Genomic DNA, 12,458 nt, shown 5'->3' with positions numbered 1-12,458 from the left:
GGCCGGGCCAACAGCCGGACAGCCGGAGGACGTTGGGCTGTCCGCCCGTCCGTGTGGCGGGCCGGCGGAGCCGGCGACGGGGAAGCCGTCGCCGGCACAGCCTGCTGGGTCATGGTCATCACCGGGTGCCCTTCGCGGCGAAGGCGGCGACCTTGTCGATGTTGGTCTTGTCGACGATGGCCGGGCCGGTCAGGACGGCCTGCTGACCGCCGCCGCTGTAGTTGCCGTTGTTCTTGTAGAGCCACAGGGAGTCGACCGACAGGTAACCCTGCAGGTAGGGCTGCTGGTCGATGGCCCACTGGAGCTTGCCGGACTGGATGGCGCTGACCGCGTCCTTGTTGAGGTCGAAGGTGGCGAGCTTGGCTTTGCTGCCCGCGTCGGAGATCGACTGGGTGGCGATCAGTGCGACCGGGGCGGCGAGGGTCGCCACGAAGTCGATGGAACTGTCCTGGCTGAGCTTCGCGGTGATCGTCGACTTCACGGACGGTGCGTCGGTTCCGTTGACGTAGAGGATGTCGGTCTTGCCCTTGAAGGTCTTCTTCAGTCCGTCGCAGCGTTGGGTGAGGCCGATGTTGCCCTGTTCCTGGATGACGCAGACGGTGTGCTTGGCGCCGACTTCGTTGAGCTGGTTGCCGAACGCCTCGCCTGCCACCGACTCGTCCTGCCCGAAGAACTCCAGCAGACCGAGCCTCTTCCAGTCGCTCACACCGGAGTTGAAGCCGACGACGGGGATGCCGGCCTGTCCGGCCTTGGCGACGACGCTCTTCAGCGCATCGGGCTTGGCGAGTGTGACCGCGATCCCGTCGACCTTCTGGTCGATGGCGTTCTGCACCAGGTTGGCCTGGCTGCCGGCGTTCGGGTCGGAGGAGTAGACCAGCTTGACGTTGTCCTTGGCGGCTGCGGCTGCGGCTCCCTTGCGGACGATGTCCCAGAAGGTGTCACCGGGGGCGGCGTGCGTGATCAGAGCTATCGTCATGCGGGGAGTGCTGGCCTTGCCGGCGGAGATGCCGGCCCCGCTCTCGTCGGCCTTCTTTCCCCCCGAGTTGCTGGAGCATCCGGCGACGAGCAGCGCGGCCGCTGCCGCCGTGGCGACGACAGGGGCGATCCTGCGGGAGCGGGGGTGGGATGAACGATCCATCTTTCCGGCACCTCACTGTGCGGCTGGGAAGGGGAGGCGGTTGACCGGGCGAACGATCCGGATCACATGCCGTTAACACGGCTGTTGCCTATGACGGAGATGGAACCGTCAGGCCACCCCGAGGTCAACGCTTGTAAAGACATCATTTGTCCATCAAGGATGGACGTCAGGTCAATCGCTTGACGCTGGTTGCGCGTGACCTCTACACCTGAAATGGCAGGGTTCCCCGACCCTTTCCCCCCGCCTTCCTGGCGGGAACGGGAAGGCATCCGCAGCATAAAGGGGAGCCTCGAAAATGAACGGCCGCTTTGATTGTATGAGCCATGGACCGAACGAGGGGCGACGAATTTCCCTTGCGGGCGGATCGGCCTGTCGACGGCCGACCGTCCGGGAGGGCATCAAGACCCTGGCCGAGAAGAGCATGCTGGTGCCGCCGCCCTCGGTGTCCAGCAGGGTGACAGCGTTGTCAGGCCGGAACGCATCCGGTGCGCCGGTGGCCTCCCTGTGGCCATGCTGCGCAACTACCTGCCGATTCGAGTTCCAGCTGCTCGTACGGAAGTAGGGCGCTGGGCGCGTCCGGGGCGGGTCGGGAGCCGCGTCAGGCGGGCGGGAAAGCAGGGGTGGTGGGGGCGACCGTGGTTTCGTCCCCACCACCCCTGCGGCTCTTCTTACTTCAGGAGCGCCGCGGCGGTCCGGTAGGCGACGTCGGTGGCCTCCCGTACCGGCAGCGCGCGGTGCGCGTCCGAGAGGATCTCCACGCCCCAGGGACCATGCCAGCCCGCCGTGCGCAGCGCGGCGATGATCCCCGGCAGGTCGAAGGAGCCCTCTCCGCAGAGGCGGCGCCGCCGCACGGTGTCCTCGAAGAGGGTGCCGACGACCTGACTGTCGGCGTCATTGAGCTCCACGCCCACGATCCGCGAGCCCGGCACCTGGGCCAGTTCGGCGGGGGGCGTGTGGGCGCGCTCGGTGTGCCAGGCGTCGATGAGGACGCCGCCCGCCGGGTGGCCGGCGGCCTCGGCGAGCCGGAGTCCGTCGTGCACGGTCTTGACGTTGGACCAGGGCAGGAACTCGATCCCGATCCGGGCGCCCACGGCGTCCGCCTGGGCCGCCAGCGCGGCGAACTCCTCGGCCCAGAGGTCGAGGTGCAACGGCCCGTCCTCGACGTCGCCGTGGATCTTGATGTGGTGGGCGCCGAGCGCCTCGGCGGCCCTGAGCAGGTCGTGGCGGACGGCGTCCGACGCGGCCCGCCGGGGCCCGTCGGCCCACCAGCCGGCCAGGGCCTCCAGTTCGATGTGGGCGAGGCCGTTGTCCTCGAAGATCGACCGGATGCCCGCGAGCCCGTGTTCCCGCTCGGCGACCAGCAGATCCGCGTGCAGCAGTCCGAAGCCCTTGAACCCGGCGGCACTCGCCGCTTCGGCCCGTTCCCGAAGGCTCAGCGGACTTCGCTGGTCATTCCCGATGGGGTCGGCATCGCCCGCGGTGGTCCAGCAAGTGGCCAGCAGATCCTCAATATCCATTTCCCGTGTCCCTAATCTTTCCGGGATTTCCTACCTGTATTGATACACCAGACAAAATGGTTCCGAGCCGACCGAAAAGGGCTCTGCGTAATGGGTGGAACTCCAAGAACGCAGGGTAGCGGCCTTCCCTGGGATCCTTCGTTGGACTGTCCCCGACGTCAATCATCAGGAAGCCATCAAAACAACATCATTGACGCGTCCGGCGGAAAGATGCCCGGAGAGGGGGGACCGCCCGTGCGGCAGGCGTCCCCCGACTCCGGGCGGACAGCGGTCCGTATGCGGTTACGCCACGCCCCGTAGCACAGAGCGCAGATACTCGGCGCTGGCCCACACCTCGTCGACGGGCCCCTTCTCCTTGGGTTCCGCGGTGAGAATGGTGTCCTGTTCCAGGACGTACCAGCCGTCGTATCCGTGGGCGCCGAGGTGGGTGACGATGGCCTCGACATCGACGTCGCCGGCGCCGAGCGGGCGGTACATGCCTTCACGGACGGCTTCGGTGTAGGTGAGGCGGCCGGACCGGACCTTGGTGGCGAGGGCGGCGTCCACGTCCTTCATGTGGGTGTGGGCGATGCGCTCGGGTGCCTGCCGGGTCAGTTCGGCGGGGTCGGTGCCGCCGATGAGGAGGTGTCCGGTGTCGAGGCAGAGGGAGATCGCCGAGTGTTCCAGGACGCGGCGGACCTCCTCGCCGTTCTCGATCATCGTGCCGACGTGCGGGTGCAGGACGGCCCGTACGCCGCGTTCGGCGGCCAGCGCGGTCAGCCGGTCGAGGTTGGACAGCAGCAACCGCCAGCCGTCGGCGTCGAGTTCGGGCCGGGAGTCGTAGCCGTCCTGGCCGGTGATGGCGGAGAGGACGAGGACCTCCGCCTCCGAGGCGGCGTAGCTCTCCAGGAGCTGTTCCGCCTCGGGCAGGGGGTCGTGTCCGGGGACGTGCAGCAGCAGCGGGGTGAAGCCGCCGACGGCGTGCAGGTCGTGGTCGGCGAGGACCTGGGCCATGGCGCCCGGTTCGGCGGGCAGGAAGCCGTCGGGGCCGATCTCGGTGGCGGCCAGGCCGACCTCGCGCATCTCCTTCAGCACCCGTTCGGGCGTCAGCTGGTAGCCCCAGCCGGGCACTTCGCACACCCCCCAGGAGATGGGCGCGCCGGCGATCCTGTCCAGTGGTGGGGTGGTCATGCTGTGGCCTTTCGGTGGTTCCATTGGGGGTCGGCGACCGCGGCCGGCGCGCGGCCCGCGAGGACGTCCGCGACGCCACGCGCCGCGTCGACGAAGGTCAGGGTCATCGCCCGGCGTGTCATACCCATCAGGTGCGGGGTGAGGACGACGTTCGGGTGGTCGAAGAGCGGGTGGTAGAGGGCGGGCTCGGGGTCGAACACGTCCAGGCCGACGCCCGCCAGCCTGCCCGATTCCAGGGCGGCCAGGGCGGCGTCCGGGTCGAGCAGGCCACCCCGGCCGCAGTTGATGAGGATCGCCCCGGGCTTGATACGGGCCAGCAGCTGTTCGTTCACCAGGTGCCGGGTGCCGTCGGTGAGCGGGGTGTGCAGGGTCAGGACGTCGGCGGCCTCGGCGAGTGCGCCCAGGTCGGCGCGGGCGACCTCGGCCGGCGGAGGGCTGAACGGGTCGTGGGCCAGGGTCCGCATCCCGAACGCGGCGGCGAGTTCGCCGACCCGGCGGCCGATACGGCCGTAGCCGACGATCCCGATGGTGGCGCCGTCCAGGTCGCCGACCGGCACGGTGCCCCGGTCGGCCCAGCGGCCCTCGCGCACCAGCTCGGTCAGCGGTGTCAGACGCTTGGTCAGGTGCAGGGCCATGGCGAAGACGCCCTCGGCGACGGCGCGGCTGCCGCTGTTGGGGGTGATGGCCACGGGGATGCCACGGGCGGAGGCCGCCGCCACGTCGACCAGGTCGACGCCCACCCCGGTGCGGGCGATGACCCGCAGCCGCGGGGTCTGCCGGAGGAAGTCCTCGTCGACCTGCCGGTCGGCGCGGACGATGGCCCCTTCGGCCACCGCGAGGTCCTCCGGGGTGGGGTCGGTGACGAAGGTGACCCCGTCGCCGAGGACGGGAGTCACGGTGTCGGCGTCGACCGGGCCGAGGGCCACCACGACATGCTGGCTCATACGATCAACTCCGCACCGGATGACCGAAGGTCGCGCCGGGCACCGCGAGCACCGACTGCCAGGAGCCGCTCTCCGCGGAGGCGGCGGCGGCCGCGATCACCTCGGCGACGGCGTGCGCGTCCTCGATGGTCGAGTGGTGGTGCTCGACGCCGGTCACGGCGGCGAGGAACTTCTTGGCCTCGATCACCTTCAGGTCGTCGTAGCCCATGCTGTTGCCGGGGCCCGGCTGGAAGCTGGCGTAGTCACCCATGTGTCCGTTGCCGAGCACCGTGGTGTAGCCCTGGTGGGGGCCGCTGCGGTCGAGGGCGACCCGCAGTTCGTTCATGCGCTCGAAGTTCCAGGTGACCGACCCGTCGGTGCCGTAGACCTCGAAGCCGATGCCGCACTGCGGGCCGACGATGACGCGGGACGCCTCCAGCGTGCCGACGGCACCGCCGGTGAAGCGGACGAGGGCGGCGGTGTAGTCGTCGTTCTCGACGGCCGCCATCTCACCGTCCTCGATCACCGCGAAGTGCGTGCCGGACCCCATGGGCAGCAGCGGGCGTTCGGTGTAGACGGTGCTGGTGAGCGCGGAGACCTCGTCGATCGGGGCGACGACGTAGCTGACGAGGTCGACGACGTGGCTCATCAGGTCGCCGAGCGCGCCATGTCCGGCCAGGTCCCGCTTGAAGCGCCAGGACAGGGCTCCCCTGGGCTCGGAGGCGTAGCCGGAGAAGAAGGTGGCGCGGACGTTGGTGATCCGGCCGAGTCTGCCCTCGGCGATCAGCTCGCGGGCCCGCTCGACGGCCGGGGCGTGCCGGTAGTTGTAGCCGATGGAGGTGACCACGCCGGCCGCGCGGGCCGCGGCGGCGACCTCGGCGGTCTCCTCGGCGCTGCGTCCGACGGGCTTCTCGATCCAGAACGGCTTGCCGGCCTTGGCGGCGGCGATACCGATCTCGTGGTGGAGGAGGTTCGGCGCGCAGATCGAGACGACCTCGACGTCCGGGTCGTCGAGGACGGCACGGTAGTCGGTCGTGGCCCTCTCGTAGCCGAGGACGTCACGGGCGTACGCGGCGCGGTCCTCGGCGGTGTCGGCGGCGTGCACGAGGCGGGGCTTGATGCCCAGCTCGGGATAGACGGAGGGCAGCGCCTGATAGGCACGGCTGTGCAGCTTGCCCATCCAGCCGACGCTGATCAGTCCGACGCCGATCTCGCGGGCGGCGCCCGGGGTGGTGGGGGTCATGGAGTCTCCTGAAGTTCTGGGGGTGTCCGCCGGATCAGGCCGACGGAGCGGCGCCGTACTTGGCAGTCGGCCTGAGCGGGGTCTGGTGCGTGCGGTCGCACGCCGGAGGGGGAGTCGACGCGATGGGGTGCCCCGCACAGGTGAGCCGAGCGCGGGGGAGCCGGTGACCGACGACCACGCAGCCGGGGACGCGTCCACTGGGAGGGCGCGTGCCACCGCCCGCGTCGTCGAACCGATCCAGGAACGCCCCTCTAGGCCCGGGCCTCGCCGAGGGCGGTGGACACCGCGGCGGCGAGCAGGGTGGTGTCGGAGCCGATACCGATGAACGTCCAGCCCTCGGCCCGCTTGGCGGCGGCCGCCGGACCGTCCGATACGAGCAGCCCGCAGGCCTTGCCGTGGTCGGCGGCGGCCTTGCGGACACGTTCCAGCGCTTCCCGGTAGAGGGGGGCGGTGAAGTCGCCGGGCACTCCGAGATCGTGGCTGAGGTCGCGGGGGCCGACGAACAGCACGTCGGCGCCGTCCAGGGCCGCGATCTCCTCGACCTCGCCCAGGGCGCTCGCCGACTCGATCTGGACGATGCCGAGGATCTCGCCCTCCCGGTCCAGGGCCGCGGGGTCGAGTCCGAAGCGGCAGGCCCGGTTGTAGGTGGCCACGCCCCGGTCGCCCGCGGGCGGGTACCTCAGGTGCCGTAGCGCTTCGCGGGCTTCGGCCGCCGTGTCGACACGGGGCAGCATGACCCCGGCGACGCCGAGATCGAGGACCCGGCCGATGCGGATGCGGGCGGCGGACTCGACGCGGACGACGGTCGGTACGCCGTAGGCGGCGGCGGCCGGAACGGTCGTACGGACCTGTTCCTCGCCTCCGGCGCCGTGTTCGAGGTCGAGCAGCACCCAGTCGGCACCGGCGGCGGCACACACCTCGGCCGTGATCGGGGATGCGCTGCCGACGAAGGTGCCCACCGTGGGCTCACCGGCGGCGAGCCGGGCGCGCAGTCGGCCGTGGTCCAACGGCGAGCGATTCATCCGTACCACCTCTGAGACGTAAGGCCTTCTTCGTACTCGCGGCGCAGCTGGGCGACGGTCTCCTGCTCGGAGACCTCGGCCGGGGCCACGTCCCACCACACGCCGGCGCCGGGGAGGTCGGCGTGCGGGATCACGGGGACGACGAGGACGACGGGTCCGTCGTGGTCCCGGGTGCCGGCGAGAGCGGTGCGCACCTCGTCGGCGGTGGTGGCGCGGATCGCGCGGGCGCCGAGGCCCTCCGCTGTCTTGACGAGGTCGATCCGGAGGTAGTCGCCCTCCAGGCGGGCCGGCTTGTCGGAGCCGATCTCCAGGCTGCCGTCCCGGTAGCGGAACTCGTTGCCGAACTCCCGTCCGCTGCGCCCCATCTGGAGGCGGTGGATGACCTGGTACCCGTGGTTCTCCGGGATCACGATCGTGAGCGGCAGCTTCTCCTGGGCGGCTGTGACCAGCTCGGTCGGCGCCATGAGGAAGGTGCCGTCGCCGAGCAGGGACAGCACCCGCTTGGCCGGGTCCGGCTCGGCGAGGCGGACGCCGATCGCGGCGGGCAGTTCGTAGCCCATGCAGGAGAAGCCGAACTCCAGGTGCGCGAAGCGGCCTTCGGTGGCGTCCCACACCTTCTGCAGGTCACCGGGCGGACCGCCGGCGGCGGCGATGATCGTGTCGCCGGACCGGGCGTGCTCCTGCAGCAGACCGATCAACTGGCCCTGGGTGAGCACCGCGTCGGTGTCGCTCACGACGTCGGTGTCCGCGGGCAGCGACGCCAGGTCGAAGCGGGTGTCCGGGTCGAGGGCGGCGGCACGCTCGGCCTGCCACCGCTCGTCCAGCGCGCGCACCTTCTCCTGCCAGGCCACGGGCGTGGTGGTGCCGTTCGCGCGGACGGCGTCCGTCAGCGCGGCGAGCGCCCGCTTGGCGTCGGCCACGACGCCGGAAGCGCCCAGGCGGTTCGCGTCGTGCGCGTTGACGTTGATGCTCGCGAAGCGCACGTCCGGGTTCTGGAAGAGGGAGTGCGAGGCGGTCGCGAAGTCGGTCAGACGCGAGCCCACGGTGAGCACGAAGTCGGCCTCCCGGGCGAGGACGTTGACCGCCGGAGTGCCCTCCAGACCGATACCGCCCAGCTGCCACCAGGCCCGGCGCTGCACCGCGCCCTTGCCCGCGAAGGTCTCCGCCACGGGGACGCCCGCCGCCTCGGCCAGGGCCTCCAGCTCCTCGCCGGCACCGGAGTACACGACCCCGCCACCGGCGATGACCATCGGTTTCTCCGCCTCGGCGAGCAGGCGCGCCACCACCGCGACCTCGTCGGCGTCCGGCGCCGGGCGGCGGATCGGCCAGTCCCGCTCGGCGAAGAACTCCACCGGATAGTCGTAGGCGTGGGACTGGATGTCCTGCGGCAGGGAGACGACGACCGCGCCGGTGTCCACGTCGGTGAGCGCGCGCATCGCCGCGGGCAGCGCGGTCAGCAACTGCTCGGGCCGGGTGACGCGGTCGAAGAAACGCGAGACGGGCCGGAAGGCGTCATTCACCGAGGCGTCGGCCTCGACGGGGTGCTGCAACTGCTGGAGCACGGGCCCCTGGTGGCGGGTCGCGTAGGTGTCGCCGGGCAGCAGCAGGACGGGCAGCCGGTTGACGGTGGCCAGGCCCGCGCCGGTCACCATGTTCAGGGCGCCAGGGCCGATGGAGGCGGTCACGGCGAGGGTGGCGTGCCTGCGTGTCGCCTTGCCGTAGGCGGTCGCGATGTGGACGAGGGCCTGTTCGTTACGGCCCTGGACGAAGGGGAGTCGGTCGCTGAGCTGGTCGAGGGCCTGGCCCAGCCCGGCCACGTTGCCGTGGCCGAAGATGCCCAGCGCGGCCGGTATGAGTCGGCGGCGGTGGCCGTCGGCCACGGAGTACTGCCGGGAGAGGTAGGTGACGACGGCCTGGGCGACGGTGAGGCGCACCGTGCCCTGTTGCGTCCGGTCGGTCATGAGTCGGCTCCTGATCGGGGAGGTGTACGGGGACGCGGCCGGGTCACCAGGGACGGCCGTGCAGCACGATCGTCTTGACCTCGGTCATCTCACCGACCGCGGCGCGGGGGCCCTCCTTGCCGTAGCCGCTGCCCTTGAGGCCGCCGTACGGCATGAGGTCGGCCCGCCACAGGGGCGTCCAGTTGATGTGGACGGAACCGGCGTCGATCTCCCGGATGGCGCGGACCGCGCCGGCGACGTCGGAGGTGAAGATGCCGGCGCCCAGGCCGTAGGCGGTGCCGTTGGCCTGGGCGAGGGCGGACTCCCAGTCGGCGGCCGAGCTGACGGCGACCGCGGGGCCGAACAACTCCTGCTGGCTGAACGGAGATGCGGGGTCGACGTCGGCGACGACGGCCGGCTGCACCACCGCCCCGTCGCGCGCCCCGCCGGTCAGCACACGTGCCCCGTCCGCGCCGGCTCGGGCGATGGCCCGCTCGACGCGCTCCGCCTCCGCGGTGGTGATGAGGGCGCCCATCGTGGTGTCCGGGGAGGCCGGGTCACCGGTGCGGATGGCCTCGACCTTGGGCACCAGGGCGTCCAGGAAGTCGCCGGTCACGGCGGGGTGCGTGATGACCCGCTGGACGGAGATGCACACCTGCCCGGCGTTGACGTACCCGCCTGCCGCGACCGCGCTCGCCGCGGCCTCGATGTCGGCGTCCGGCAGCACCACGACCGGGCAGGACGCGCCCAGCTCCAGGGACAGTTTCTTCACCCCGGCGACCCGGGAGATGTGCTCGCCGGTGGCCGTCGACCCGGTGAAGGAGATCTTCCGGACCCGGGGGTCGGCGACGAGAGCGTCGCCGAGCACCGAGCCGGAGCCGACGAGCACGGACAGCACGCCCTCCGGCAGCCCCGCGTCCACGAAGCACCCGGCGAGTTCGAGGGCGGTCAGCGGGGTACTGGTGGCCGGCTTGAGGATCACCGCGTTGCCCGCCGCCAGGGCCGGGGCGAGCTTGTGCAGGACCAGCAGCGCCGGGTAGTTGAACGGCGTGATCGCCACGACGATCCCGCACGGCTGGCGCAGCGTGAAGCCGATCTTGTCCTGCCCCGTGCCGCGGTTGGCGTCGAGCGGGAGCGTCTCGCCGTAGAGCTGGGTCCCCTCGAAGGCGGCCAGCCGGATCAGGTCACCGGAGCGGGACGCCTCACCGGTGGCCTCGGTGATGGTCTTGCCGGACTCCGCGCTGATGGTCAGCGCGGTCTTCGGGGCCCGCTCGTCGGCGAGTTCCGCGGCGCGCAGCAGGATCCGCATCCGCTCATGGGCGGGCGTCCGGCGCCAGACGGCCGCGCCCCGCTCCGCGGCGGCGAGTGCCGCCTCGACGTCCTCGGTCCCGGCGAGCGCCACCGTGCCCACCGTCGAACCGTCGAACGGTGAGGTGACCTCCCGAGTCTGTCCGGTTCCCCTGGCCGCCTGCCACCGGCTGCCGATCAGCAACTCCACGGGCGCCATTGCCCTCTCCCTTCAGGAAGCCGTCAGAACACGGCCGCGATCGACACCTCCGCGGATACCAGGGGTGTCGCACAGCCCACGGCCAGGCCGTTTACGTGCTCGCAACGCTAGGTCGACGCCAAGGAGTTACTGAAGCCCTCGAACCAATCATTTAGCCATCATCGATGACATCTTTTTCCCATCATCGCGAGAGGAGGACGGCGCTTGACCTACGGTCGAAACAGGCGTCGCCACGGGCGCACAGCCACCCCACAGCCTGGAAGGCGGCACAACGACACATGAGCACCACGGCCACTCAGCGTGCAGAACCGCCCCGTTCCGTCGCGTTCATCGGCCTCGGCATCATGGGCGGCCCCATGGCAGCCAACCTGGTACGGGCCGGACACAAGGTCACCGGTCACAACCGCAGCCGTGCCGCCGTCGACCGTCTCACTGCCGCGGGCGGCCATGGCGCCGGAAGCGTCGCGGAGGCGGTCACGGACGCAGAGGTCGTGATCACCATGCTCCCGGCCGACACCGAGGTCACCGAGGTCGTCCTCGGCGAGGGCGGCGTACTGGCGCACATCCGTCCCGGGACGCTTCTCATCGACATGAGCACGGTCAGCCCGCGCACCGCCGTCGAGCTCGCCGAGGCGGGCCGCGTGCGAGGCGTACGGGTCCTGGACGCACCGGTCTCCGGCGGGGAGGCGGGTGCGGTCGAGGCGGTGCTGTCCATCATGGTCGGCGGCGAGGCAGTGGACTTCGAGGAGGCCTCCCCGCTGTTCCACGCCCTGGGCCGCACGGTCGTGCACGTCGGCCCGAACGGCGCGGGTCAGACCGTCAAGGCCGCCAACCAGCTGATCGTCGCGGCGAACATCCAGGCTCTGGCCGAAGCCGTCGTCTTCCTGGAGAAGGCGGGAGCCGATCTGCCGGCCGCGCTCACCGTTCTCGGCGGAGGGCTGGCCGGCTCGGCGGTCCTGAACCGTAAGAAGGACAACATGCTCGGACGGGACTTCGCCCCGGGCTTCCGGATCGACCTGCACCACAAGGATCTCGGCATCCTCACGGACTCCGCCCGTGACACCGGTGCGATCCTCCCCGTGGCCTCGCTGGTCACTCAGCTCCTCGCGTCCTGCCGGGCCAACGGCGACGGCGGCCTGGATCACTCGGCACTGCTGCGGGGCGTCGAACGCCTCTCCGGCCGTGAACGGAGCGAATGACCCCGACCGCACCCCGACCGCGACGGCTCCACCTCGCCTCCTGGACCGATGGCCGGCGCCGATGAGTGAAACCCGGTGGTCCCCCCGATCGAACGGCAACGCGTGCCTCTCGAGGGGCCCGCGAACGCTCAGGGCCCTGGAGTCCGGGCGGCGGGGGAACGGCGTCCGGCCTGGGCCCCGCACGACCGTGGACTCCTGAAGGTCAGGCGCGGCGGCGGGGGCACGCAGTCACCGGAGCCGGCCGGGCGGCTGTGCCGTGAGTCGGGGTCCGCAGTGTCACCTCTGCCGAAACACCTACTCTCGGGGTCCGCTGTGCCGTCTCCGGCTCCCCCGTGACCCGGCCGGAACGCGGCGTTCAGTACTGCTCGGTCTCCACGAAGCCCGTGTCCCCGTCATTGCCCGCGCCGAAGGCGTCGGCGGCGGCGGTCGGGTCGAATCCGGGCGGGCTGTCCTTCAGCGCCAGGCCCATGCCGGCCAGCTTCGCCTTGACCTCGTCGATGGACTTCGCGCCGAAGTTGCGGATGTCGAGCAGGTCGGCCTCGGAGCGCGCCACGAGCTCCCCCACGGAGTGGACACCCTCGCGCTTGAGGCAGTTGTACGACCGGACGGTGAGGTCGAGTTCCTCGATCGGCAGTACCAGGTCGGCGGCCAGGGCGGCGTCCGTGGGGGAGGGGCCCATGTCGATGCCCTCGGCGTCGATGTTGAGCTCGCGGGCGAGACCGAACAGCTCGACCAGGGTCTTGCCGGCCGAGGCCATGGCGTCACGCGGGCGCATGGCCTGCTTGCTCTCGACGTCGAC

Annotated in this window: 11 protein-coding genes; 2 read left to right on the top strand and 9 right to left on the bottom strand. The window is 71.1% G+C overall.

Features of this window, described 5'->3' with window-relative positions; translation table 11 throughout:
- Nucleotides 1–118: 118 nt before the first annotated feature.
- Entirely contained in the window at nt 119–1,138 is a 1,020-nt protein-coding gene (locus ACZ5K7_RS47890; RefSeq protein WP_468924864.1) for a substrate-binding domain-containing protein, read from the bottom strand.
- A 312-nt stretch (nt 1,139–1,450) separates the two neighbouring features.
- Between ACZ5K7_RS47890 and ACZ5K7_RS47885 the strand changes: the two genes are divergently transcribed.
- Complete coding sequence (locus tag ACZ5K7_RS47885) at nt 1,451–1,837, top strand: UTRA domain-containing protein (protein ID WP_468924862.1); 387 nt, start codon at nt 1,451–1,453, stop codon at nt 1,835–1,837.
- On the opposite strand, the gene ACZ5K7_RS47880 is transcribed toward ACZ5K7_RS47885, so the two are convergent.
- The 7 genes from ACZ5K7_RS47880 to ACZ5K7_RS47850 form a co-directional block, all read right to left on the bottom strand.
- On the bottom strand, nt 1,807–2,655 hold the full coding sequence (locus ACZ5K7_RS47880; protein WP_468924860.1) for a sugar phosphate isomerase/epimerase family protein: 849 nt from the start codon (nt 2,653–2,655) through the stop codon (nt 1,807–1,809). The genes ACZ5K7_RS47885 and ACZ5K7_RS47880 overlap by 31 nt on opposite strands.
- A 282-nt stretch (nt 2,656–2,937) precedes the next feature.
- Nucleotides 2,938–3,825: a sugar phosphate isomerase/epimerase family protein gene (locus ACZ5K7_RS47875; protein WP_351713843.1), complete on the bottom strand. Its 888-nt coding sequence runs from the start codon at nt 3,823–3,825 to the stop codon at nt 2,938–2,940.
- Entirely contained in the window at nt 3,822–4,769 is a 948-nt protein-coding gene (locus ACZ5K7_RS47870) for an NAD(P)-dependent oxidoreductase (RefSeq protein ID WP_468924858.1), read from the bottom strand. Before ACZ5K7_RS47870 ends, ACZ5K7_RS47875 begins: the two co-directional genes overlap by 4 nt.
- A gap of 4 nt (nt 4,770–4,773) precedes the next feature.
- Entirely contained in the window at nt 4,774–5,991 is a 1,218-nt protein-coding gene (locus tag ACZ5K7_RS47865) for a Gfo/Idh/MocA family protein (RefSeq protein WP_351713839.1), read from the bottom strand.
- Between the two features lie 251 nt (nt 5,992–6,242).
- Nucleotides 6,243–7,013, bottom strand: coding sequence for an HpcH/HpaI aldolase family protein (locus ACZ5K7_RS47860; RefSeq protein ID WP_468924855.1), 771 nt, complete (start codon nt 7,011–7,013; stop codon nt 6,243–6,245).
- Nucleotides 7,010–8,974 (bottom strand): 3D-(3,5/4)-trihydroxycyclohexane-1,2-dione acylhydrolase (decyclizing), encoded by a 1,965-nt coding sequence (gene iolD, locus ACZ5K7_RS47855; RefSeq protein WP_468924853.1) that lies wholly within the window; start codon nt 8,972–8,974, stop codon nt 7,010–7,012. The genes ACZ5K7_RS47860 and iolD overlap by 4 nt, the downstream gene beginning before the upstream one ends.
- 43 nt (nt 8,975–9,017) lie before the next feature.
- Nucleotides 9,018–10,460: an aldehyde dehydrogenase family protein gene (locus ACZ5K7_RS47850; RefSeq protein WP_468924851.1), complete on the bottom strand. Its 1,443-nt coding sequence runs from the start codon at nt 10,458–10,460 to the stop codon at nt 9,018–9,020.
- Between the two features lie 278 nt (nt 10,461–10,738).
- On the opposite strand from ACZ5K7_RS47850, the gene ACZ5K7_RS47845 reads away from it, so the two are divergent.
- A complete protein-coding gene (locus tag ACZ5K7_RS47845; protein WP_468924849.1) occupies nt 10,739–11,659 on the top strand; it encodes a 2-hydroxy-3-oxopropionate reductase in 921 nt (306 codons plus the stop codon).
- A gap of 355 nt (nt 11,660–12,014) precedes the next feature.
- Here ACZ5K7_RS47845 and ACZ5K7_RS47840 read toward each other — a convergent pair.
- On the bottom strand, nt 12,015–12,458 hold a 444-nt coding region (locus ACZ5K7_RS47840), incomplete at its 5' end, for a DNA-directed RNA polymerase subunit alpha C-terminal domain-containing protein (RefSeq protein ID WP_468924847.1).

It is taken from the genome of Streptomyces sp. NPDC031497 (genome assembly GCF_055580905.1).
This window is presented reverse-complemented; position numbering and strand designations above follow the sequence as displayed.

Coding starts and splice junctions, on each gene's coding strand:
- ACZ5K7_RS47890 (WP_468924864.1), bottom strand. CDS start 1,138: ATGGATCGTTCATCCCACCCCCGCTCCCGCAGGATCGCCCCTGTCGTC.
- ACZ5K7_RS47880 (WP_468924860.1), bottom strand. CDS start 2,655: ATGGATATTGAGGATCTGCTGGCCACTTGCTGGACCACCGCGGGCGAT.
- ACZ5K7_RS47875 (WP_351713843.1), bottom strand. CDS start 3,825: ATGACCACCCCACCACTGGACAGGATCGCCGGCGCGCCCATCTCCTGG.
- ACZ5K7_RS47870 (WP_468924858.1), bottom strand. CDS start 4,769: ATGAGCCAGCATGTCGTGGTGGCCCTCGGCCCGGTCGACGCCGACACC.
- ACZ5K7_RS47865 (WP_351713839.1), bottom strand. CDS start 5,991: ATGACCCCCACCACCCCGGGCGCCGCCCGCGAGATCGGCGTCGGACTG.
- ACZ5K7_RS47860 (WP_468924855.1), bottom strand. CDS start 7,013: ATGAATCGCTCGCCGTTGGACCACGGCCGACTGCGCGCCCGGCTCGCC.
- iolD (WP_468924853.1), bottom strand. CDS start 8,974: ATGACCGACCGGACGCAACAGGGCACGGTGCGCCTCACCGTCGCCCAG.
- ACZ5K7_RS47850 (WP_468924851.1), bottom strand. CDS start 10,460: ATGGCGCCCGTGGAGTTGCTGATCGGCAGCCGGTGGCAGGCGGCCAGG.
- ACZ5K7_RS47845 (WP_468924849.1), top strand. CDS start 10,739: ATGAGCACCACGGCCACTCAGCGTGCAGAACCGCCCCGTTCCGTCGCG.